Origin of the sequence: Lentilactobacillus kefiri (genome assembly GCF_007989105.1) — a bacterium.
GTDB classification, from domain to species: Bacteria; Bacillota; Bacilli; order Lactobacillales; family Lactobacillaceae; genus Lentilactobacillus; species Lentilactobacillus kefiri.
This window is the reverse complement of the sequence record NZ_BJVK01000015.1, coordinates 25699-46542: the sequence shown is the minus strand read 5'-3', so window position 1 is coordinate 46542 and position 20844 is coordinate 25699. Positions and strand designations below refer to the sequence as shown.

The 20844-nt window shown below is 43.0% G+C and carries 19 protein-coding genes and 1 other annotated feature; of the genes, 11 read left to right on the top strand and 8 right to left on the bottom strand.

The genetic code is table 11. The annotated features are described in order from the left end of the window. The first annotated feature begins 6 nt into the window (after positions 1 to 6). The 3 genes from LKE01_RS06840 (at position 7) to LKE01_RS06830 (ending at position 5015) form a co-directional block, all read left to right on the top strand. A complete protein-coding gene (locus tag LKE01_RS06840) occupies positions 7 to 960 on the top strand; it encodes an ABC transporter permease (RefSeq protein ID WP_054769321.1) in 954 nt (317 codons plus the stop codon). 97 nt (positions 961 to 1057) lie between these two features. Then, a complete protein-coding gene (locus LKE01_RS06835; RefSeq protein ID WP_054769320.1) occupies positions 1058 to 2854 on the top strand; it encodes an oligopeptide ABC transporter substrate-binding protein in 1797 nt (598 codons plus the stop codon). Between the two features lie 280 nt (positions 2855 to 3134). Continuing rightward, entirely contained in the window at positions 3135 to 5015 is a 1881-nt protein-coding gene (locus LKE01_RS06830; protein WP_056981572.1) for a S53 family peptidase, read from the top strand. A gap of 43 nt (positions 5016 to 5058) precedes the next feature. Here the strand turns inward: LKE01_RS06830 and LKE01_RS06825 are convergent, their stop codons facing one another. Then, positions 5059 to 6060, bottom strand: a complete 1002-nt coding sequence (locus LKE01_RS06825; protein WP_056981571.1) for a helix-turn-helix domain-containing protein — start codon at positions 6058 to 6060, stop codon at positions 5059 to 5061. 100 nt (positions 6061 to 6160) lie between these two features. On the opposite strand from LKE01_RS06825, the gene LKE01_RS06820 reads away from it, so the two are divergent. From LKE01_RS06820 to LKE01_RS06795, 6 genes are all read left to right on the top strand, one after another. Then, on the top strand, positions 6161 to 7465 hold the full coding sequence (locus LKE01_RS06820; protein WP_056981568.1) for an MFS transporter: 1305 nt from the start codon (positions 6161 to 6163) through the stop codon (positions 7463 to 7465). Between the two features lie 108 nt (positions 7466 to 7573). Then, the gene (locus LKE01_RS06815) at positions 7574 to 8314 is read left to right on the top strand and encodes a glucose 1-dehydrogenase (protein ID WP_054769319.1); all 741 of its coding nucleotides are present in this window, start codon (positions 7574 to 7576) and stop codon (positions 8312 to 8314) included. A gap of 183 nt (positions 8315 to 8497) precedes the next feature. Continuing rightward, a complete protein-coding gene (locus tag LKE01_RS06810; protein WP_056981566.1) occupies positions 8498 to 10453 on the top strand; it encodes a S53 family peptidase in 1956 nt (651 codons plus the stop codon). Positions 10454 to 10531: 78 nt separating this feature from the next. Then, positions 10532 to 10999, top strand: a complete 468-nt coding sequence (locus LKE01_RS06805) for a hypothetical protein (RefSeq protein WP_054769318.1) — start codon at positions 10532 to 10534, stop codon at positions 10997 to 10999. A gap of 194 nt (positions 11000 to 11193) precedes the next feature. Further along, positions 11194 to 11457 carry a hypothetical protein gene (locus tag LKE01_RS06800; protein ID WP_054769317.1) on the top strand — a complete coding sequence of 88 codons (264 nt, stop codon included), beginning with the start codon at positions 11194 to 11196 and terminating at the stop codon, positions 11455 to 11457. 182 nt (positions 11458 to 11639) lie between these two features. Further along, positions 11640 to 13247 carry a putative polysaccharide biosynthesis protein gene (locus tag LKE01_RS06795; protein ID WP_056981564.1) on the top strand — a complete coding sequence of 536 codons (1608 nt, stop codon included), beginning with the start codon at positions 11640 to 11642 and terminating at the stop codon, positions 13245 to 13247. 51 nt (positions 13248 to 13298) lie between these two features. Here LKE01_RS06795 and LKE01_RS06790 read toward each other — a convergent pair whose 3' ends face one another. The 7 genes from LKE01_RS06790 to trpD all read right to left on the bottom strand — a co-directional run bounded on the left by LKE01_RS06790 (position 13299) and on the right by trpD (position 19547). Next, positions 13299 to 14156, bottom strand: coding sequence for a hypothetical protein (locus LKE01_RS06790; protein ID WP_054769316.1), 858 nt, complete (start codon positions 14154 to 14156; stop codon positions 13299 to 13301). Positions 14157 to 14168: 12 nt separating this feature from the next. Then, the gene (locus LKE01_RS06785) at positions 14169 to 14684 is read right to left on the bottom strand and encodes an NADPH-dependent FMN reductase (RefSeq protein ID WP_056981562.1); all 516 of its coding nucleotides are present in this window, start codon (positions 14682 to 14684) and stop codon (positions 14169 to 14171) included. Positions 14685 to 15131: 447 nt separating this feature from the next. Further along, positions 15132 to 15923, bottom strand: a complete 792-nt coding sequence (gene trpA, locus LKE01_RS06780; protein ID WP_054769315.1) for a tryptophan synthase subunit alpha — start codon at positions 15921 to 15923, stop codon at positions 15132 to 15134. After that, entirely contained in the window at positions 15916 to 17133 is a 1218-nt protein-coding gene (gene trpB, locus LKE01_RS06775) for a tryptophan synthase subunit beta (RefSeq protein ID WP_056981560.1), read from the bottom strand. Before trpB ends, trpA begins: the two co-directional genes overlap by 8 nt. Next, on the bottom strand, positions 17130 to 17717 hold the full coding sequence (locus LKE01_RS06770) for a phosphoribosylanthranilate isomerase (RefSeq protein ID WP_056981557.1): 588 nt from the start codon (positions 17715 to 17717) through the stop codon (positions 17130 to 17132). The genes trpB and LKE01_RS06770 overlap by 4 nt, the downstream gene beginning before the upstream one ends. A 19-nt stretch (positions 17718 to 17736) precedes the next feature. Then, positions 17737 to 18525, bottom strand: a complete 789-nt coding sequence (gene trpC, locus LKE01_RS06765; RefSeq protein ID WP_054769313.1) for an indole-3-glycerol phosphate synthase TrpC — start codon at positions 18523 to 18525, stop codon at positions 17737 to 17739. Beyond that, positions 18522 to 19547: an anthranilate phosphoribosyltransferase gene (gene trpD / locus LKE01_RS06760; protein ID WP_054769312.1), complete on the bottom strand. Its 1026-nt coding sequence runs from the start codon at positions 19545 to 19547 to the stop codon at positions 18522 to 18524. Before trpD ends, trpC begins: the two co-directional genes overlap by 4 nt. 186 nt (positions 19548 to 19733) lie before the next feature. After that, positions 19734 to 20001 (bottom strand) — a binding site (T-box leader). Between the two features lie 102 nt (positions 20002 to 20103). On the opposite strand from trpD, the gene LKE01_RS06755 reads away from it, so the two are divergent. Together LKE01_RS06755 and LKE01_RS06750 are read left to right on the top strand one after the other, a co-directional pair. Beyond that, entirely contained in the window at positions 20104 to 20442 is a 339-nt protein-coding gene (locus tag LKE01_RS06755; RefSeq protein ID WP_054769311.1) for an iron chaperone, read from the top strand. A 56-nt stretch (positions 20443 to 20498) separates the two neighbouring features. Beyond that, positions 20499 to 20810 (top strand): SemiSWEET family transporter, encoded by a 312-nt coding sequence (locus LKE01_RS06750; protein WP_054769310.1) that lies wholly within the window; start codon positions 20499 to 20501, stop codon positions 20808 to 20810. The last annotated feature ends 34 nt before the right edge of the window (positions 20811 to 20844 follow it).

The following is a 20844-nucleotide window of genomic DNA, read 5'->3' as shown; positions in this document are numbered from 1 at the left end:
GCAGAAATGAAAAGAGATATTGAAGATGCAACATCAATTTCTGCCGAAGACCTTGGAAAGTTAACCAAAGAGGCCGCTGCAGAGGCCACCCCATCTCGAGCTAGAATCATGTGGGGTGAGTTTAAAGCTGATAAGCCGGCCATGGTGTCGCTATTCGTATTGATATTTTTTATACTATTTGTCATTATCGCTTCATTGTTCATTAATACGCCGAAAATGATTCAGACCAACCTGATGGGATACTATGCCAAGCCATTTACCCCTGAATATTGGCTGGGTGCTGATTCAGGTGGCCGTTCAATCGCCAAGGAGTTAATTGTCGGTTCGCGAAACTCGATTTCAATTGCGATTGGTTTGACGATTATTTCATCCACCTTTGGTATTTGCTGGGGACTTGTTTCTGGTTACTTTGGTGGGATGGTCGATTTGGCGATGCAACGGGTTTATGACTTTATGATGATTATTCCAATGTTAATGACCATCATTGTTATCGTGACAATCATTCCCCATTACAATGCCATCACTTTGACACTGATTCTTTCCATCTTCTATTGGATGGGAACTTCTCGACTGATTCGATCACGAACACTTGCTGAATCACAAAAGGATTATGTTGCTGCATCCAAGACTTCTGGAACCAGTAATTTAAAGATTATCTTCCGGGAGATCATGCCCAACATTTCATCGTTGATTATTGTTGATACCACGTTGTCATTTGCTGAGAACATTGGTGTTGAAACCGGGCTTTCATTCTTGGGCTTTGGCCTGCCGATGGGAACCCCATCACTTGGTACTTTAATTGCCAATGCCAATGATCCGGAAAACATCACCGGTTACTGGTGGACGTGGCTGCCAGCAGCTCTGGAAATTATTATTTTATGTCTTTCAATTAGTTATGTCGGTCAAGTTATGCGACGGGCAACAAATGCTGCTCAACGTCGTGGTAATGAAAAGAATTAAGGATCGTCAATTTTGACATTAAAGGAGATGATGCATTTTTTTGAATGTTGAGGTGAGTTTTCATTAGTTAATGATCAAATAATTTGGAGGGATGTTTATGAGCACAAAGAAATGGCTCACAATTGGAATTGCGACAATGTCCGTAATGGCATTGGCCGCATGTTCTAATAAGAGCAGTGATAAATCAGGAGCTGTCAAACATATTACCATGTCAGCCAAATACAGTGGCCCAGGTAAAGCAACAACTGAAGGCAATAACAGTACCTTGAAGATTGCCGAAGTTAATGACGCACCATTTACCGGTATTGCTTCAGGTACATTAGCTTCAAACGCTGAAGATTCAGACGTCTTTTCACCAGGTGCACCAGGTGGAGCTGATGAGTTGTTCAATGTTACCAAGGATTGGAAGATTGTCGATGGTGGGTTGGCTAATCAACGAATCAACCGAAAAGACAAGACCGTCACGATTACTTTACGTAAGAATGCCCGTTGGTCAAACGGTGATAAAGTTACCGCCAAAGATATCGAGTATCCATACGAAATCATTGGTAATAAAGACACAACTTCACAACAATATTCATCTGACTTTGCCGCAATCAAAGGAATGGCAGCATACCATGCCGGCAAAGCTAAGACAATTTCAGGAATTACATATCCAGATGGTCAAAAAGGCCGAAGCGTTGTGATTCATTTAACCAAGGTGGCCCCTTCAATGAAGTATTCAAGAAATTCATTCATTTGGGGTGGTGTTGAACCTTATGAGTACTACAAAGGCACACCAATTTCAAAGCTTGCTTCATCTAAGCAAGTTCGTAAGAACCCAATCTTTACCGGTCCTTACAAGCTTGATAAAGAAGTCCAAGGTGAATCTACAACTTGGTCACCTAACAAGTACTACTGGGGCAAGAAAGCTCAAATTAAGCACATTACCATTCAAGTTGTTTCAATGAACAACATTGTGGCCGCTTTGAATTCAAAGAAATATGACTTTGTTCTCGGTGGAATCGGTTCGGCGCAATATCCTAAGATTAAGAAGTTAAAGGATTATGGACTTGCCGGAACACCAGCTTTGAGTTATTCATACTTTGGCTTTAATGTTGGACACATGGACCCTAAGACCGGTCTGAACGTCATGGACAAGAACTCTAAGATGGCCAACAAGAACTTGCGTCGTGCCATGATGTATGCGGTAGATATTGATGCCGTTGCCAAGAAGTTTGGTAATGGATTGAGCTGGCGTGCAAATACTTTGATTCCACCAGTCTTTAAAGACGTTTACGATTCAAAGGCTGCCGGCTTCCCATACAATATGAAGAAAGCCAAGTCATTACTTGATAAAGCCGGATATAAGAAGCACGGTAAGTGGCGGACTGATCCAAACGGCAAGAAGTTGGTTATCCATCTTGGTGCCATGAGCAGTTCATCATCTACTGAAGCTACTTATCAGTACTACTTGCAGCAATGGCACAAAGCTGGCCTGGATGTTAAGATGACCGGCGGCAAACCAATGGAAATGAACAGTTTCTATGCAACTTTGCAGAAGCCTAAGCAAAACAAGATGGATGTCTTCTTGGGTGCTTGGCAGACTTCATCAGAACCAACTCCAACTCAATTGTATGGTGTTGATGCACCATACAACATGGGTCACTTTGCAACTAAGAAGAACACTGAACTTCTTAACAGTTTGAACAGCAATAAAGCTTGGAACGCCAAGTACCGTGTTCAACAATACAAGAAGTGGCAGGAATACATGAACAGTCAAGCTGCCGTTGCACCTGAACAGTTCAGCTATTCATGGAGCCCAGTTAACAAGCGGGTTAAGGGTTATGATGTTTCAGAACAGAACAATGAATTCTGGAGCGATATGACCTTAACTGCTGCAAATCCTAAATAATCGATCAATACAGTTAAACAGGATTTAGGCTCAACAAAAGCCGTGAAAGCAAAAATACTTTCACGGCTTTTTTGTGTGCAGTTAAGCCGGTGAACCGGCTTTGTAACATTCTTGACATATAATGTTATTAAGTGTACTCTCACACTAGTTCGGAAAGGTAGGGGAACCTTATGAATGGCTATTGTTTACATAGATTGAAATGGTGTGATTTTGGTAACCATTGGGGATGAGGGCTGCTCAACTACACGGAAAATCGGAAGATTAGAAAGAGGTTGAGAACATGATAAAAGCTAAGAAGTTGATTGTTGGGATCGCCAGTTTAGCGGTTTTATTAGCAGTGACACCAGCTGCCCAGGCTTCATCTCAGAAGAAGCCGGCTGGTAAGGATCCGTATGGCATTAACAAGATTTTAAAGCAGTTGTTGGCGAAGAAGAAACTTTCACCAAACAAGACGATTTCATTGGATATTGTTTTAAAGCCACAGAATGAAGATCAGTTGACCAATCGGGTTTATGCAGTGAATACACCCGGTAACAGTGACTTTAAGAATTTTTATACCCCAACTAAATTCAGGGGGGAATTTGGCCAACCGGCAAGCGTTGTTGGTGAATTCAAGCCATTTTTCAAGAAATACAATTTAAAGTCCCACGCGTTCAGCAACGGATTGATTATTCGGGTTGACGGCAAGGTTAAGAACATCAACAAGGCATTCGCCACTAACCTGCAAACCGCGAAGTATCATTCAAACCCGGTTCAATTTTCAAGTAAAAAGCCAGTGATGCCGGATAATTTGGCCAATCACGTCATGACGATTCTTGGAATCACGACCATTAGTGCCGGTGGAACTGGGATTACGACGAATAAAACCAAGACATCCAAACCATTGGCCAAGTCAGCGCCAAGCAAATTTGTAAAGCAGTACAATCTGCAGTCGCTCTATGACAAGGGTTATGAAGGCCAGGGCCAAACGGTTGGAATTGTGACCTTTGCCGGCTTCAGTAAGAAAGACGCTGAAACCTTCTGGAAGGGTGAAGAAATTGACACCAAGCCTGACCGACTAAGCGTTAAGAAGGTTAAAGCACCGGCTGTTCAAACAACCAACACGGCCAGCAATCAATTGGAAACCGCTCTTGATGTTGAACAATCAGGTGCCATTGCCCCTCAAGCAGACGTTCGGGTTTACCAGTCAAACTTCAGTGACGTTGGAATGGCGAATACATTTGCAACGGCCTTTGATGAAAACAAAGCCAGCTCATTGTCACTAAGCTGGGGACTGAATGAATATCTAACTCATTACTACTATAAGAACAAGCTGCTGACACCTGTTTATGGTCAAGCTATGAGCCTGTTGATGGCTCAAGGCGCCCTGCAGGGAATTTCAACATTTGTGGCATCTGGTGACTCAGGTGCTTACAGTCAAGGAATCGGCGGTCAGTTTGGATCATTCTCAATTCCAAATTACAGTACTTATGCTGATTTTCCAGCTGATAATCCCTGGGTAACCGCAACCGGTGGAACCACGCTGCCATTTAGCAAGAAATTGGATAATGGCATTAAGGTTTCAGTTGATAAGGAACGGGCTTGGGGTGCCGACTATATGTACAAAGCATATGGTCAGAACCGGAAAGCTTTCCAGACCAGCTTAACCGACCTCATGTCACTCTATAATGCTGGCGGTGGTGGCATCAGCACCCTCTATGACAAGCCTCAGTATCAACAAGACGTACCGGGTGTAAATACCTTCAACGCCCGCGAATACCTCTCAAATCTCTTACAGCCGCGAATTAACCCGCCTCTGTTGAGTGGAACTCAGTATGGCCGGAATTATCCTGATGTTTCTGCCAACGCCGATCCAAACACCGGTTACCAGATTTACACGAAAGCAACCGGCTGGCAAAATGTTGGTGGAACGTCCGCTGTTGCCCCTCAATTTAACGGTGCCACTGCTGTTATTAATAGTGGTAAGGGTACCCGGATGGGCTTGTGGAACGCTCAGATTTATAAATTAGCTCAGGATCCTGACAAAGATCCATTTACAGTTCTTGACAGTGATACCAACAACTCAAACTTGTACTACACCGGACAACCCGGCAAAGTTTATAATCAGGCAACTGGTTTGGGAACGGTTAATTTCGAAAAATTATATGATGCTTATCAATAATCGCATTTGAAAAGTGGCTCACCGAAATGGTGAGCCGCTTTTTTTACAATACGAAGATCATGGCTTTGGCAGGTTCCTGCTGATTTTTCTTAATCAGTGGGATCATATTGGCCATTCTTTCCGCAGTCTTCGTGAGCTTTAAAATATGAGCGATTGATAGAGAATCCTGCATCTTGTCGATACCAGACTGGCCTTTTGAATGAATGTAGTCATACCAGCCATGATAGAAGCGCAGCATGATCGCTACGCCAGCATCTTCCGACTGTTTGAATAGGGCTTCGATTTGGTCCAGTGTTTCCTTGGCCCAATCCATGTGGCGAAAGTTGATGTACGTTGAAAAGAGTCCAAAGAGCAGGCTGAATTGAATTTGGGGCATCATGGGAAATGTCTTGCTGATGGTCGTTCGTTTAATGGCAATTTGTTCCAGTTGATGAACCGTTTCAGTTGGGATGGCAAAGTGGCTGACACTGAAAAGGAGAATTTCAAAGGCACTCCAATTTTCGATGTTATAGAGATAGGAAACAATTGGCCGCGTGGCGGTATGGATTTCTTTGAAGAGATCCTTTGTTTTCGGGCTTTCATTTGGGTGGGCCCCAGCTTGCAGAATCAGTCGCTGAACCCGGTAAAGAATTGCCAAATAGTGGTGCCAATCTGAAGATCCCTGACTATCCAAATGAGCAATTGTTTTGGTGAAATACTGATTAATCCGGTCTCTGTCATGTTGATAGTCGCTATCTGAGATATTTAGATCATTCATGAAGGCGACCAGTGGACTCATAAATCCGGCGGTTAAATAAATCGGCCGGTAAGACATAAAAGTAGAATCAATTGCTTTGTTTGCCTGCCGACCATTGATATAAAGAAACTCTTCAACCGAAAAGTTGATTTTGCCCAGTAAATGAATCAGACGATTGAATGAAATTTGTGAATCGCCTTTTTCAAACTTACTGATAAAGGATACACTGTTGAAGTTATCAGCAACCTCTTGAAGGGTTAAATGACGGTCTTTTCTGAGCTTCCGGAATAACTTGCCCCAATCCTGCACTTTGTTCACCTTCTAAAAATTATCATATAGTGGAATTACGTTACTCACATTGTACTTCTGCTGTAAAGTCTTATCAACAGCAGGAAAGAGGGCGTGACACATGCATTCATATTTTAGAAGTAAAGGGTATCGGGCACTGATTAATGCCGCTCTCTTTAATGGCATTGGAAACAGTCTGTTCAACATTGTTTTTATCATCTATGCCGGCAGTTTATCATTTAAAACGTTAGCGGTTAGTTTGGCGTCGTTTGTTGTCTATATTCCCCAGATTATTAATGTCTTCCTGGGATACTATGCCGATAACACGCACCATAAATATGAATGGATGGTATCCTCACGTCTTATTCAGTTTGGATTGTTCATGATGTTGGCATTTCTGATTGGGATGCATGAATCTCTTTGGATCTTTGGAATCTTATTGGCCATTAATGTATCAAGCGACTGTCTAGGGATGTTTGCCAGTGGTCTGGAATTACCTTACTTTAGGCACTTGGTACCGGACAACGAATTAAATGATGCAATGGGCTTTGAGATGGCAACTGACACAACGCTGCAGTTGGCCTTTCAAGGCATCGGGTCAGTAGCCATTGTTTGGCTGAATTATAATTACGGCTTGTTTGGCGTAATTAACGCGTTGACGTTCAGTGTTGCGGCACTGATTATTTGGACGCGTAAATCCATATTTCAGAAGATTGATCCGCAATTAAGCGTCAATCAACCGGATGCCGACATGCATAAGCCGGAACCGATTTTTAAAAGCATGCGGACAACCGCAAAATTTATGTTTTCGAAAAAAATCCTCGTGCTGATTCTATCGTTTGCGTTTGCGATGAATACGTTCTTCAGTGCCATGAATGGGATGATCAACGTTTCCTTACTTCATAATCACAATCTTTGGTTTGGAAATTACGGAACCACGGTTGCCCTGGTAAGTATTGCGACATCTGTTGGGACCGTTCTTGGATCGCTCATTTCGCGTGATTTTTTGGCTCATACGAAGTTTTCGACCATGATTACTTATGTCTGTTTTATGTTGGTTGTCCTGGCAGGTTACTTTGTGACTGGTAAATCCATTCTATTGATAACCATTTTAAGTTTTACAAGCGGGTACGTTTTGGGGAAATTAAACCCCAGAGTGTCGGCTCTGGTCATCAGAATCATTCCTGATGATCGATTGGGCGCCTCAATGGGATTTGTGAACATGGCCGTTTTGATTGGTGCGCCAGTTGGGAGTGCCTTCTTCTTGACGATTGCCAATATTGGCAGCCGGGGAATTACTTACAGCTGGATTATCTTTGGAATCTGTGCCCTGCTGCTTGGAATCGCCGGGGTTATTGCCGGAATCAAGGTCGATGAATCCGAAGAAGACGTGTCGGCAAAATCGGATTTAGCCCAATCCAAGTGATTAAATGAGGTGCCTCAATTCCGAGACTAATAATGAACACTCTCCTATGGATGTGTTTATACTGTAGGTGTTGATAGGAAACGCTTACAGTAAAAAGGAGACATCATTATGGGGAAATTAGATAATAAAGTTGCAATTATTACTGGGGCTTCTCAAGGAATGGGTGCAAGCCACGCCAAATTATTTATTAAAGAAGGCGCAAAAGTCGTTATTACCGATGTCAAAGAAGACAAAGGAACGGAGTTGGCAAAAGAACTTGGCGATAACGCAATGTTTGTTAAGCAGGATGTTACAAGTGAAGACGACTGGAAGAATGTCATTGATCAAACCGTTAAGAAGTTTGGAAAACTGGATATTTTGGTTAACAATGCCGGAATTACATTTGCTAAACCAATCTCTGACCTGACAGTTGACGACTATATGAAGATTGTTAAGGTTAACCAAGTTTCAGTCTTTCTTGGCATGAAATATGCGTCTGCAGAAATGAAAAAGAATGGTCACGGCAGTATTGTGAACATCTCATCCATTGCCGGATTAGTCGGAACACCTAACTCCATTGGTTATACTGATTCCAAGTATGCGGTTCGTGGGATGACCAAAGCAGCTGCTTTGGAATTTGCTCCTTACGGAATTCGAGTTAACTCAGTTCACCCAGGTGCGATTGATACACCAATGGTTCACCAAGATAACATCGGATCAGCGGTTGATGAATTTATCAGCGCAATTCCACTGAAACGAATCGGTAACCCTGAAGAAGTTTCGAAGATGGTCTTGTTCGTGGCTTCGGATGATTCAAGTTACTCAACCGGTTCAGAGTTTGTTGTTGATGGCGGTTCAACTGCTCAATAAAATTTGATAATTTAGGTAACTAGCATTCATCATCCAAAAACCATTCATGATTTTTGGGTGGTGAATTTTTATTTGGGGGCATTTGATTTGTTTGAGCAACAGCTTCAAACCCATTCAAATCCAGTGGCAGTGGTATTATATGAATTGGAAAGCAAAAATTGATTCAATTGAGGAGCGGTTATTATGAGTAGTTGGGGAAAATTTGCCGCAGTAACGCTTGGGGCGTTATTTGCGATTGGAATAAACGGGCAGAAAGCTTCTGCCAAAAAGACGCCACAAAAAGTTGATCCGATCACGGAAACATACTCAAACATGACGTCGGCAAAGATGCTGACACCGACCCAGTTAAAGCCGAATAATACCACAACTTTTGATATTATTTTAAAGCCACGTAATGAAGGCCAGATGTACAGTGACGCGCTGGCTGTTAATACCCCTGGAAATTCACAATTTAAGCATTACATAACTCAGGACGGGATTCGTGACAAGTATGGTCAGCCAACTTCAGTTACAAATGACTGGAAGACTTATTTGAAGAAGCACCATTTAACTGCAAATGCCTTTAAGAGTGGCTTGGTCATGACTGTTAAAGGGAAGATTAAGGATATTGATAAGACTTTCAAGGTCAATATCAACAAAGCCACCTACCATTCAAATCCATTGCAGTTTGGGAAGCATGCCCCAAAAATTCCGGGCAGATTATCTGATACGGTCTACACAGTTATTGGAATGACCGATCATAATAAAAAGTATTTCTATCCTGATTCCAATATGCAATTTGATGTTAAAAATCCAGCAGCTAACCTGTCCGCTGACACCAAAGGTGATTCCGGCTATTACGAAGCCGGTGGCACCAGCCGGTTTGTTAACCGCTACAATCTGGACAAGCTGTATCAGCAAGGTGCCACAGGTAAAGGCCAGACAGTTGGCTTGATTACGTTTGGTGGTGTGCGTCGCAGCGATGTCCTGCACTTCTGGAAACATGAAAATGCCAGCACGGCAAGCAGCCGCTTTACCGTTAAAAATGTTCAGGGAGATATTTTCAATAAGGACTTTCTCAGTCCTGCTGATGATGAAGCAACCATGGATGTTGAGTATGCCGGTTCGGTTGCTCCTCAGGCAGATGTTCGGATGTATGAATCAAAGAATCCACTGCCGAACCTGCAAAATATTACCAACGCATTTTCAACTGCCTATCAGGAAGCAAAGGTTTCCTCACTTTCGCTCAGTTGGGGAACCGGTTCGGATGAGTATTACAATCTTTTGATTAATCGTGGTGTGATGGATCCTCATTACGTCAATTTGTTTAATTTGTTATTTGCTCAAGGTGCATTGCAGGGCATTTCAACCTTTGCTGCTTCCGGTGATACCGGTGCGCCAATGTATTCAATGAGAGGAATCAGCGGTAACCGGGTACTGCTTGACCGTAAGACTGATGTTGCCGATCCAATCAACACCAATCCATTTATCACTTCGGTTGGTGGAACAACCTTACCATTCACGCATAAGCTTGGATCCGGTGCCACTATTTCTGCGTCAAAAGAACGGGCATGGGGTTCCGATTATTATTGGGACGTGCTCCAAAACAATCCCGAGATGTTGAACAGCACCCCCGGCCTATTAATGATTCTGGGTGCCGGTGGTGGCGGTGGTTTCAGCCATCTGTATTCAACTCCTACTTATCAACAAGGTGTCAAAGGGGTTAATACTTTTGCTGCCCGAACCTATCTGTCTAATTTGAATCAACCAATTTTTGGCCAGCCTTTGATCACTGGAACCGATTATGGCCGGAATTATCCTGACGTGGCGGCCAATGCCGATCCAACCACTGGTTATAATGTTTACATGAAATCAAAGCACGGAAATGGTTGGCAGGAAAATGGCGGAACCAGTATCGTTGGCCCTCAAATCGCGGGTGCGACTGCTGTGATTAATAGTTTGTCGGGTCGTCAGCCAATGGGATTCTGGAATCCTCAGATTTATCAATTGGCACAAACCAGCGATTCGCCATTTACCCCAATGAACAGTACAACTGACAATTCCAATATGTACTATACCGGTCAGCCAAACACGATTTATAATCAAGCAACCGGTCTTGGAACCATCAACTTTGATAAATTGGCTAAAGCATACAAGTAATTGCGTCATTTTTGCATGGCTGGGTGATTTCTGTTAAACTACTTCCAATTGCTTTTTTGCAAATGAAAGGATAGTTGTATGAAATTTACCAAAACTGTATCATTCTTGGCCGTAGCACTTGGCGTTGCTCTTGTGGCAACCGAGGCTCAGCCTGCACAAGCAAAGACAACCAGCCACGCCGTTCCCAAGACAATTCAGGGAACTTGGTACGGTAAATATCACGATGACCTATTTGGCAACGTGCCGGTTAAATACCGCCTGACCAAATATTCATTCCGCCAGGGGTCATCGAAGAAGTCTGAGCAAAAAGAAGCCCGAACTTATTATGTGAATGTTAAAAAGTACAATTCAACCAAGAGCCGTAGTTTCCTGTTTAATGTTGCCAACAAAGCCAACAAGCATGGTTACTGGAAGTTGACCTTACTTTCAGAGAACCAGCCGGTTTACTTAAAGCACGTTAAGCATAATGGTAAAACCGCATTGAAGATGTACTATAAATCAGCTGATACTAACAAAGTTCAAACGAGTTATTTTTACCATAAATAACTAAAAGATCACCATTCCGGCTATTCGTCGGGATGGTGATTTTTAATATATTGCGATTTAATTATTAAATTTGACATTAATTTCGATTTTTGGTGAAATAGAAGACAATAAATTGGTATGATGTATATAGAGATACCGCTTTCATCTTTGCGGTATGAATATACCAAAAAACCGATAGATTGTGAGGAATTTATATGAGTAAAATTTCTATTCAAGGCAGTTTAAAGACCGAACAGATCCCAGGCAGCTATTCCGATGTGGAAAAGAAAATTGTTGCGGACTTGGATTCAGCACAGGTGAAAGATGGCAAGAAGCCATTTTCAAAGATCGCTGATGAAGTGGTTATTGAACCATATCGAGACGGTTCGTACGCCTACCACGCAATGCTGACGGAAGCAGCCAAGATGTATGATCTATCACCAGAGATTCAAAAGGACGCTCAGGTATCAAATGAATAGCAGGGTTTCCATTTAGTTGTGCTTAAAACGTGGACTTCCAACAAATCCACAAACCAGATAAAGTTAAATGGCCGGGACAAAAGTTGATGCTTTTGCCCCGGCTTTTTTTCTGTGATAGCAAACTCACTCAAAACATACTATAATGATGTTTACTAGAAATTATAGAAAGTGTGCGTTTCTCCATGAATAAAAAAATCATGTCAGGTTCCTTCTGGCTATCCTTTGGAAGTATCTTTTCACGGGTCCTTGGCATCATTTATTTAATTCCCTGGCTGTATATGATTGGTTCACCTGCCCATAAGAACGTTGCGATGGCTTTATTCAACGCCTCGTATAACCCTTATGGTCTCTTTATTGCCTTGGGAACTGCCGGCTTTCCGTCAGCAATTGCCCGGCGGGTTGCCATTTATAATGGTCAAAATAAATTTTTGAATTCACGTCAGTTAGCAAAGGTTGGTTCGTTTGTCATGCTGCTGTCGGGAATTATCTGCGGAATCATTTTGTGGGTGATTGCCCCGGTGATTGCCAAGAATAGCCCTGTGGTTTCCACTCAGAGTGCGATTACATCCATTCGAGTATTGGTACCCGCAATCGTCATTTTACCGTCCATGAGCAGTATTAGAGGCTGGTTTCAGGGTAACCAGGATTTAAAGCCATATGGTGTTTCTCAACTTTGGGAACAGTTTATCCGGATTGTGTTTATCCTGGGATCAACTTACATTGTGATTAACGTTCTTCATCGCAGTTATATTGAAGCCGTTTATCTCAGTGTGATGGCCGCCTTTGTCGGTGCTGTTGCCAGTTATATCTACCTGGGGATCTATTATCGAAAACAAACCGCAAACTATGCCAAATTGGCTGAAAAGAGTAAGCCGTTTGATTTAACCAGTATCAAGAAGATCTTTACGATGATTGCCTATGAATCAATTCCGTTTGTCATTGTTGGATCCGGAATTACGTTAAGTCAGTTAATTGACCAGTTGTTCTTCAAACAGGTTATGCAGGGCGTTCAGCACTTTTCTGCCGAATATACGCAATATATTTACACGCTGTTTTCCGCTAACCCAACGAAGATTACAACCGTTGTTGTTTCGTTGGCGTTGGCCGTTGCCGAGACGACACTGCCTTTGCTGGCAAACAGTCAGGCATCCAAAAAATCCAACGTCGGTGACCTAATTTTTCAAAACGTCAACATGCTGATGTTTGTCCTGTTGCCGATCGTGACGATTCTATGTGGTCTGTCTTATGAAACCAATGGGATCTTCTTCTCGTTCAGCTTACTGGGCGGCAAATACCTGGCAGCCAACATTCTTCAAAGTCTGATGCTGGGCTTGGCCATTAACGGATTGACCTTGCTGCAGGCACTTCACTACAGTAAGAAAGCCATGTATTATCTGTTCGTCGGGTTGATTGCCAAGTTATTGTTCCAAATTCCTTTGGTCATTCTTCTCCAGGGATTTGGTGCTATCATCTCAACGGCAATCGGCTTTGGCTTCATCTGCCTATTGAGCTATGGTGAGATTATGTATGAATTCCACGTTCCATTTGGCAAATTAAAAGTCAGCGTTTTGGTTAACCTGTTGTTCTTTGCGATTGTGATGGCATTGACTTGGGGCGTTCACCAATTCATTTTCCCAAGCGGGCTCATTTCGGCATTCATGTACTGTGTCGTATTTGGTCTTGTTACACTGGGAATTTACATTTTCATGGCCAATCGCACCGGCTTGTCTGACACGATGTTTAATCATAAGCTTGGCTATAAATATTTCAGATACAAACATTTCCAATAAAAAACGATTCAAAAAGGTCAATCACCGTCTTTATGACGATGGTTGGCCTTTTTATGATAGCCGCATATATGTTTCGTATTTGTTCACTTCGGCAAATGGCAGGCTTTGAAAAATCTTCATGTCGAGCTTGCTGCGCATTTGAAATTCGCCGGTTAAAGTCTGATAGTGGCTTTGGAGCCATTGCAGCTGCTGGTTTAGCAACGTATTCAACGAATTGGCATCGGTGCCATACATTATCCCCAGTTGGGCGGTTTTATCGTCAATTTTGTATAGGAAGCTGAAAGCAGCGATGCTGTGATCGTTATCCAGTACAGCAAATGGGCAGGTTTGAATCGCATTATGGGATACCAACACGTCCCAATCAGTTTGAGCAACCGGAGCTGCCGGATTGAAACTTTGTTGGTTGCGATATTCCGCTTGGCTGGTTTCCAAAACGGTTTTGGATAAATCAGGCTGTTGAAACAGCTTGCCGAAGCTGATTAACTCGATATTTTGTGGCTGATTGGCATTCCCTAATGACAGCTTGCCGAGAGGCAGATCCGCAGTCATTTCGCTGTTGACCAGGCGGAAATGTCTGGACGTCAGCCATTTGTTAAAGGGATGCTGAGGCGCGTAGTCCCGGGTGATCATGCGGTCGTCGGAAAACTTCCAAGCCAGCTTTTCAATATCGTCAAGAATTCGCTTGAAGAGAATGTCCTGATCAGTTGCTTTTGGATCAACGTAAACCGCAAAGTTTAGGGCATTTGGATGTAATTTGTTGTGCCAAAAGACCGACGTGGCGTCAATGCGGCCGTGGGGATGGTAGACTTTGACGTTATCCGGATAGGTGCGCATGGCCATAAAGATCTCGTGTTCGTTGGCTGGTGCGTGAGGGATAAATTCAGTTTTATTTGGAAGAATTGGTCGCATAAGTCGCCTCTGTTATTTAAATGGATGATCGTGAAACAGTTGAGTGTAAAAAGTAATTTCGTGAAAGGCTTCTTTCAGGCGCTGTTCAAAGTGGTCACTGTTATCGGCATTGGTAATCAACTTACCGGCTTCAGTAAAATTATCGTTCGCGTTCCATAACAACACTGGTGTCGGCAAAACGATCATCTTCAGCATTTGAACCGGCTTGTGATCGACTTCAGGGCCAACGTAATCCAGGGCATTTTTTAAGACTCCCGGAATGGCATGGTCGTATTCAGGGGTTAAAATAACGTATCCGTCGTTGTTCTTTAAGCGATCAAGCCACTTCTGTTCACCGGATGTTAAATGGCTGATGGGGTTGGATAATGGTGTTTCGTCATGGTGATAGGGTTCTAGTGGAAAGTCTTCCAACCGAATCCAATCGTAAGTGACTTCTTCATTATCTGAAAAACGTGATTGTAGGTATTTAAGAATGGATTCCCCGAGCTTACTGCGGACGGATCCCAAGATGACTGCAATTTTTACCAATGTATTGGCCTCCAATATTTGAAATGATTTATTGGTTTCAGTATATCATGGGTACAATTGGTTTTAGGATTCCCTTAAAGGATGAATTAGGGCGATATTATGGATAATATGTGTAAAGGAGGGATATATGTTAGGAATTATTTGATATGTTTTGCCGTTTATAGTGGGTGCGTGATATAATAAAAACATAAAAAGAAGCCCTGCGACAACAGGACTTCCCTTGTGGAAACCGTTTAAGACGGTAGCACTTCTTTAGTTAATTAATAACCGCAGACTGGCTAAAGTTATTGGCGGTTATTTTTTTGGCCAAATTTTATCAGCTCCACAACTAATGTCATAAATCCGATGATCAATATACCGGATTTAATTTGGGATAACTATATAAAAATAGACATAAACTCAAGAAAAGTTCCCGATACAATATCGTCATTGCATCGGGAACTCTTTTTATACATTCGCTTTTTCAGTTTCATCAACTGCTGCTCGAATTGATTTGGTAAATTCCTTAACAGCTTGAGGGGCATTTTGCTTTTGCTTGGCAACAATATCAACAATTGCACTGCCGATTATGACACCATCTGCAATGCCGGCCATTGTCTTGGCCTGCTCAGGTGTATGGACACCAAAGCCGATTGCGGTTGGAACGTCAGTGTACTTTTTAATTTCAGCAACCAGATCTTTTAATCCATCGAAGAATTCATTTCGTTCACCAGTGATTCCAAGTGATGAAACGACGTAGATAAATCCGGAAGCGGCCTTTGCGATCTTTTCGACCCGGTGGCCGGAGGTTGGGGCGATTAATGGAATGATATCAATGTCATATTTGTCGGCTATTGGGACGATTTCGTCCCGGCTTTCGTAAGGCATATCGGGAATGACCAGACCGGAAACGTCCAAGTCCTGACACTTTTTACAAAAGGCATCGTAACCATATTTGAAGACGATGTTTAAGTAAGTCAGAAAGACGATTGGCACGTCGGTCTGTTTTCTGGCTGCTTCGACGATTTGAAAGACCGTCTTGGTACGGACGCCGGCATCAAATGCCCGCAGGTCGGCAGCTTGAATCACACCACCATCAGCGATTGGATCGGAGAAGGGAATTCCAACTTCAACAATGTCAGCGCCACCTTCGGCTAAGGCAACAATATTGGCAACAGTGGTATCAAAATCCGGGTCGTCAGCAACGACAAACGGAATAAATGCTTTATGGTTTTTAAAAATTTCAGATAAATTACTCATCGATATCTACTCCTTTGTATTTAGCGATGCTGGCAACGTCTTTATCGCCTCGTCCTGAGAGGGTGCAGACAATAATCTGATCCTTGGACATTGTTGGGGCAATCTTTTCAACGTAAGCAACTGCGTGACAGCTTTCAATTGCCGCAACGATGCCTTCTTGACGGGCAATATATTCAAATGCGGCAACGGCTTCATCATCAGTAATACCAACGTATTGAGCTCGGCCTTCTTTGGCAAGCGCTGCATGTTCAGGGCCAACGCCTGGGTAATCCAATCCGGCTGAAATTGAGTAAACCGGGTTGATTTGGCCGTCTTCATTTTGGAGGAACAATGACTTCATTCCATGGAAGATACCGACTGTTCCACGTTCGATGGTAGCGGCTGTCTTGTCACTGTTAACGCCTTTTCCGGCTGCTTCAACGCCGACTAACTTAACGCTTGGGTCGTCGATGTAATCGGCAAAACTACCAATGGCATTACTACCACCGCCGACACAGGCAACAACCATATCAGGTAATGTGTTTTCCTTGGCTTTGAGTTGTTGCTTGGATTCCTTACTAATGACACTTTGGAAATATTTAACCATTTCTGGGAATGGATAAGGACCCACAGCTGAACCCATTACATAGAAGGTGTCTTCGGAACGACTAGCCCATTCCTGTAAAGTGGCGTTGATGGCATCTTTTAATACCATTGAACCGGTGGTAACGGGATGAACTTTGGCACCCAATAATTCCATCCGGTAGACGTTTAGTTTTTGACGGTCGGTGTCTTCCTTACCCATGAAGATTTCACATTCCATCCCGAATAATGCCGCAATCGTTGCAGTGGCAACACCGTGTTGGCCGGCACCAGTTTCAGCGATTAGGCGTTTCTTGCCTAAATGCTTGGCGAGTAAGGCTTGGCCGATAACGTTGTTGATCTTGTGGGCACCAGTATGGTTTAAATCTTCTCGTTTGAGGTAGATTTTGGCACCGCCAAGGTCTTCAGTCATGTTTTTGGCATAGTAGAGAAGGGATGGTCGGTTGGCGTAATTTACCAGCAGATCATGTAATTCAGCTTGAAAATCAGGATCGTCTTTCAAGGTATGAAATGCTTTATCAACTTTTTCAAGTTCAGTCATCAAGGTTTCGGGAATGTATTGGCCGCCGTATGTATTGGCGAAGATTCCTGGACGTTTAGTTTGTTTTGCTTCAGTTAAATTTTTCATAGCACATATTCCTCTTTCGCGTTTTTTATAAAGTTCATGATTTTTGCCGGATCTTTTTGACCGTTGGTTTCGACTCCGGTCGAGACATCGACGATATCCGGATTGACAACATCCACTGCATGGCGGACATTACTTGGATTTAAACCGCCAGCCAGGATCATTGTTCGGTTGGTGTGGGGAATGGATTCCCAGTTCAGTGTCTGGCCGGAACCTTTTCCGCTATCAACCATCAAGTAGTCTGCGGATGATTGATCGTTGATCGATTGACGTTCAAATACCTGGATAACTTTGAGTCCGGCATCTTGTAATTCGGCAATTTCTTCAGGGGTGCTTTTACCGTGCAGCTGTGCAATGTCGATGGCACCGGCTTGGTGAATCGCAATGATCTCGGCAACTGATTCTTTGACAAAAACGCCAACTTTTTGAATTTCGGGATTTAATTCGGTTTGTAATGATAGGGCAGTTTCTAATGAAACATAGTGTCGGCTGGGGGCAAATACAAACCCGGCAAAGTCGGCTTGAGCTTCATTAACTGCTTGAATATCATCAGGTTTCATTAACCCGCAAATTTTAACTTTAACCATGCTTACACCTCCTGAAGGTTTAACTGATTGGAGCTTCTTTGAATTCTTTAATTAATTGCTGTTTATTATTGGCTCTCATAAGCGTTTCGCCCATAAGAATGGCATTGAAGCCGGCACTGGCTAGTGTTTCAACATCTTCTTGAGTTTTGATGCCACTCTCAGCGACAACCGGGATGCCTGCAGGAATCATTGCCCGCAGCTTCAAGCTGTTTTGAAAATCCACTTTGAAGTCTTTGAGGTTCCGGTTGTTGATACCAATGATTTTGGCGCCGGACTTTAATGCTCTGGTCACTTCATCAGCGGTATAGGCTTCAACGATTGCCTGCATGCCCAAGCTTTCGGCCAGTTCCCGGTATTCCTTCAATTGTTGATCATTGACAATCGCAACGATGATCAAAATGATGGAAGCACCATTGGCTTTGGCTTCGTAAATCATGTAAGGGTCAATGGTGAAGTCCTTTCGAAGGGTTGGGGCTGAGACTTCCCGGCTGATTTCTTTTAAATAATGAAGATGACCATTGAAAAAGTCAGGTTCGGTTAGGACGGAAATGGCATCGGCTCCGGCTTGATCGTAGCTTTTGGCAATGTTTAAATATGGAAAGTCTTTAACGATGGTTCCTTTGGATGGGGATGCCTTTTTGACTTCGGAGATAACGTGAAGTCCTGGCTGATTTAACACATCCAGAAAGTTGGGCTTGGAATCAGCAAGCATCTGTTGAACTTCCTGCTTTAATTCGGCCAACGGCTTTTTTGCTTCATGTCTGTGTAGCCGTTTCTTAGTTGCGGCTACCAAATCATCTAAAATCATGCAACCACGTCCTTGCGTTTGTTGGAGAATGTGATCATTCGGTTGAGTTCTACTTGAGCCTTGCCTTCATCGATTGCTTTGGCAGCCAAGTTGATTCCTTCCTGAATGGTTAATTCCGGGTGGGCTAGATGCAATGCTGAACCAGCGTTAAGTAAGACAATGTCTCTCTTGGGGCCTTTTTTACCGGCAAGAATATCACGGGTAATTTGACCATTTTCTTCTGGTGTTCCACCAACGACATCTTCGCGTTTAGCACGCTTCAAGCTGAATTGTTCAGGGGTTAATGTGTATTTGGTGAGCTTACCGTCACGTAATTCCACAACGGCGGTTTCATCGGTTACGGTCATTTCATCAAGACCGTCACGGCCGTGGATAACCATGGCATTTTTAACGCCTAACTTCTTCAAAACATTTGCCAGTGGTTCAATCAAGCTTTCATCGTAAACGCCCAGGAGTTGGCTGGTTGGATGAGCTGGGTTGGCCAGAGGTCCAAGAATATTGAAGATGGTGCGGATTCCGAGTTCCTTACGAACCGGAGCGACATACTTCATTGATTTGTGATATTCCTGAGCGAACAGGAAGCAAAGGTTGTTTTCCTGAAGGCTTTGGAAGCTGGTTGCGGGATCTTCGTTGATGTCTAAGCCAAGTGCTTCAAAGACATCGGCAGCACCGCTCTTGGATGAAGCGGCCCGGTTGCCATGCTTGGCAACTCTGGTTCCGGTAGCGGCAACGACAATCGCGCTGGTCGTTGAAATGTTGAATGTGTTGGCTTTGTCACCGCCAGTACCGACAATTTCCAAAACGTTGCCGGCTTCTGGGAATTTCAAAGCGTGATTTCTCATTGATGAAGCAGCGCCGGCAATTTCATCAATGGTTGGATTCTTAGCAGTTAGTGCGGTTAAAAGGCTGGCAGTTTCAATTTCAGAAGTTTCACCGTTCATAATTTCATCAAGAACTAATTGGCTTTCTTCAAATGTAAGATCTTCGTGGTTTACAACTTTTTCAATGGCTTGTTTTATCATAATGAGTTCCTCCAAATATTTAGTGAGCGGATCCAAGCGGTTATCTGCTTGGAGCAGCTGTTCTAGTAAGTGTCTAGTTTCAGTAATTTAAAGTTCAATCTATGATTTGCCATCGTTTAATTTCTTTTTTCATAAGTGTGACCTCCATTTATTCAAAAAAATAATCCGTCCATAACAAAGTTGATTGTTAAGGACGGATTATTCCGCGGTGCCACCTTAGTTCAATTAATCAGGGGAGATAGATTGTATCTGTTAAGTTCCCCAATTAATCACTCTTAGCAAGGGACTAACATCCCTCCGACAACTTACGTATGTCAACACGTTTCTCCGTACTCGGTAACTTTCGGAAGAACCCTCAGTGGTCCATTTAATCATCTGCGTTCGACTGCACTCTCAGCAACGGCAGCTCTCTTTGCGTGCACAATGATCTTGATCTCCACTTCATCGGTTTTATGGACGAATTAATTGTTGCTTTGTATATTAGAGCCTTATAATGTGTTTGTCAACAGATTTTAATTAAATAATTTAAAAACATTTCAAAAAGAAGGCCGAATATATGGAAAAACTTGTGAGAGAATACATTGAAAACCAGCCTGTATCAAGGCAAACCAAGCTTAATGAACTTTATCGGATTATCAGTGAGCAAATGCCGGAAAATTATGACGAAAAAATTTCTTACGGGATGCCAACCTTTCACTTTCATAAAAACATTATCCACTTCGCAAACTTTAAGAATCATATTGGAATTTATCCGGGGTCAAAGGCGATTGTTGAATTTAAAAACCAGCTTAAAGACTATCAGACTAGCATCGGGGCCATCCAGTTGCCAGTTGATCAGCCGCTCCCGGTTCATTTAATTCAGGAAATTGTTCGATACAATCTCCAAAATGCCTAGTATTCTTTGCTGGAGTATGGTATCACGGTACATAAGAGAGACGAGGGGATGTTAGTGTGCAAAGTCAGTTGAGTCACCCTGGTGGTAGTCAACTACATGAGAACAAACAGGTATTTAGTGAGGAAAAAGTGATCGGGGATATCGCGACCGTTGCGAATATGATCATGTATATTTCATACATAGGTGAAATCCTGCAAAATTTGAATGGCCAGCCAACGTCATTTATTCAACCTTTCTGTGCGGCAATCAACGCTGCATTATGGGTTGCATATGGCTGGGTTAAGCCAAAGCGGGATTGGATTTTGATTGTGGCAGATGTGCCCGGCGTTATTTTTGGGCTCATCGCAGCAATTACAGCTGTTATATAGTGGATAATCAACACATTGCCAATGATTGGTGAAT

What these genes read in the sequence shown, in the direction of transcription:
- LKE01_RS06840 (WP_054769321.1), top strand. Translation starts at nt 7, where the DNA reads ATGAAAAGAGATATTGAAGATGCAACATCAATTTCTGCCGAAGACCTT.
- LKE01_RS06835 (WP_054769320.1), top strand. Translation starts at nt 1,058, where the DNA reads ATGAGCACAAAGAAATGGCTCACAATTGGAATTGCGACAATGTCCGTA.
- LKE01_RS06830 (WP_056981572.1), top strand. Translation starts at nt 3,135, where the DNA reads ATGATAAAAGCTAAGAAGTTGATTGTTGGGATCGCCAGTTTAGCGGTT.
- LKE01_RS06820 (WP_056981568.1), top strand. Translation starts at nt 6,161, where the DNA reads ATGCATTCATATTTTAGAAGTAAAGGGTATCGGGCACTGATTAATGCC.
- LKE01_RS06815 (WP_054769319.1), top strand. Translation starts at nt 7,574, where the DNA reads ATGGGGAAATTAGATAATAAAGTTGCAATTATTACTGGGGCTTCTCAA.
- LKE01_RS06810 (WP_056981566.1), top strand. Translation starts at nt 8,498, where the DNA reads ATGAGTAGTTGGGGAAAATTTGCCGCAGTAACGCTTGGGGCGTTATTT.
- LKE01_RS06805 (WP_054769318.1), top strand. Translation starts at nt 10,532, where the DNA reads ATGAAATTTACCAAAACTGTATCATTCTTGGCCGTAGCACTTGGCGTT.
- LKE01_RS06800 (WP_054769317.1), top strand. Translation starts at nt 11,194, where the DNA reads ATGAGTAAAATTTCTATTCAAGGCAGTTTAAAGACCGAACAGATCCCA.
- LKE01_RS06795 (WP_056981564.1), top strand. Translation starts at nt 11,640, where the DNA reads ATGAATAAAAAAATCATGTCAGGTTCCTTCTGGCTATCCTTTGGAAGT.
- LKE01_RS06790 (WP_054769316.1), bottom strand. Translation starts at nt 14,156, where the DNA reads ATGCGACCAATTCTTCCAAATAAAACTGAATTTATCCCTCACGCACCA.
- trpA (WP_054769315.1), bottom strand. Translation starts at nt 15,923, where the DNA reads ATGAGTAATTTATCTGAAATTTTTAAAAACCATAAAGCATTTATTCCG.
- trpB (WP_056981560.1), bottom strand. Translation starts at nt 17,133, where the DNA reads ATGAAAAATTTAACTGAAGCAAAACAAACTAAACGTCCAGGAATCTTC.
- LKE01_RS06770 (WP_056981557.1), bottom strand. Translation starts at nt 17,717, where the DNA reads ATGGTTAAAGTTAAAATTTGCGGGTTAATGAAACCTGATGATATTCAA.
- trpC (WP_054769313.1), bottom strand. Translation starts at nt 18,525, where the DNA reads ATGATTTTAGATGATTTGGTAGCCGCAACTAAGAAACGGCTACACAGA.
- trpD (WP_054769312.1), bottom strand. Translation starts at nt 19,547, where the DNA reads ATGATAAAACAAGCCATTGAAAAAGTTGTAAACCACGAAGATCTTACA.
- LKE01_RS06755 (WP_054769311.1), top strand. Translation starts at nt 20,104, where the DNA reads ATGGAAAAACTTGTGAGAGAATACATTGAAAACCAGCCTGTATCAAGG.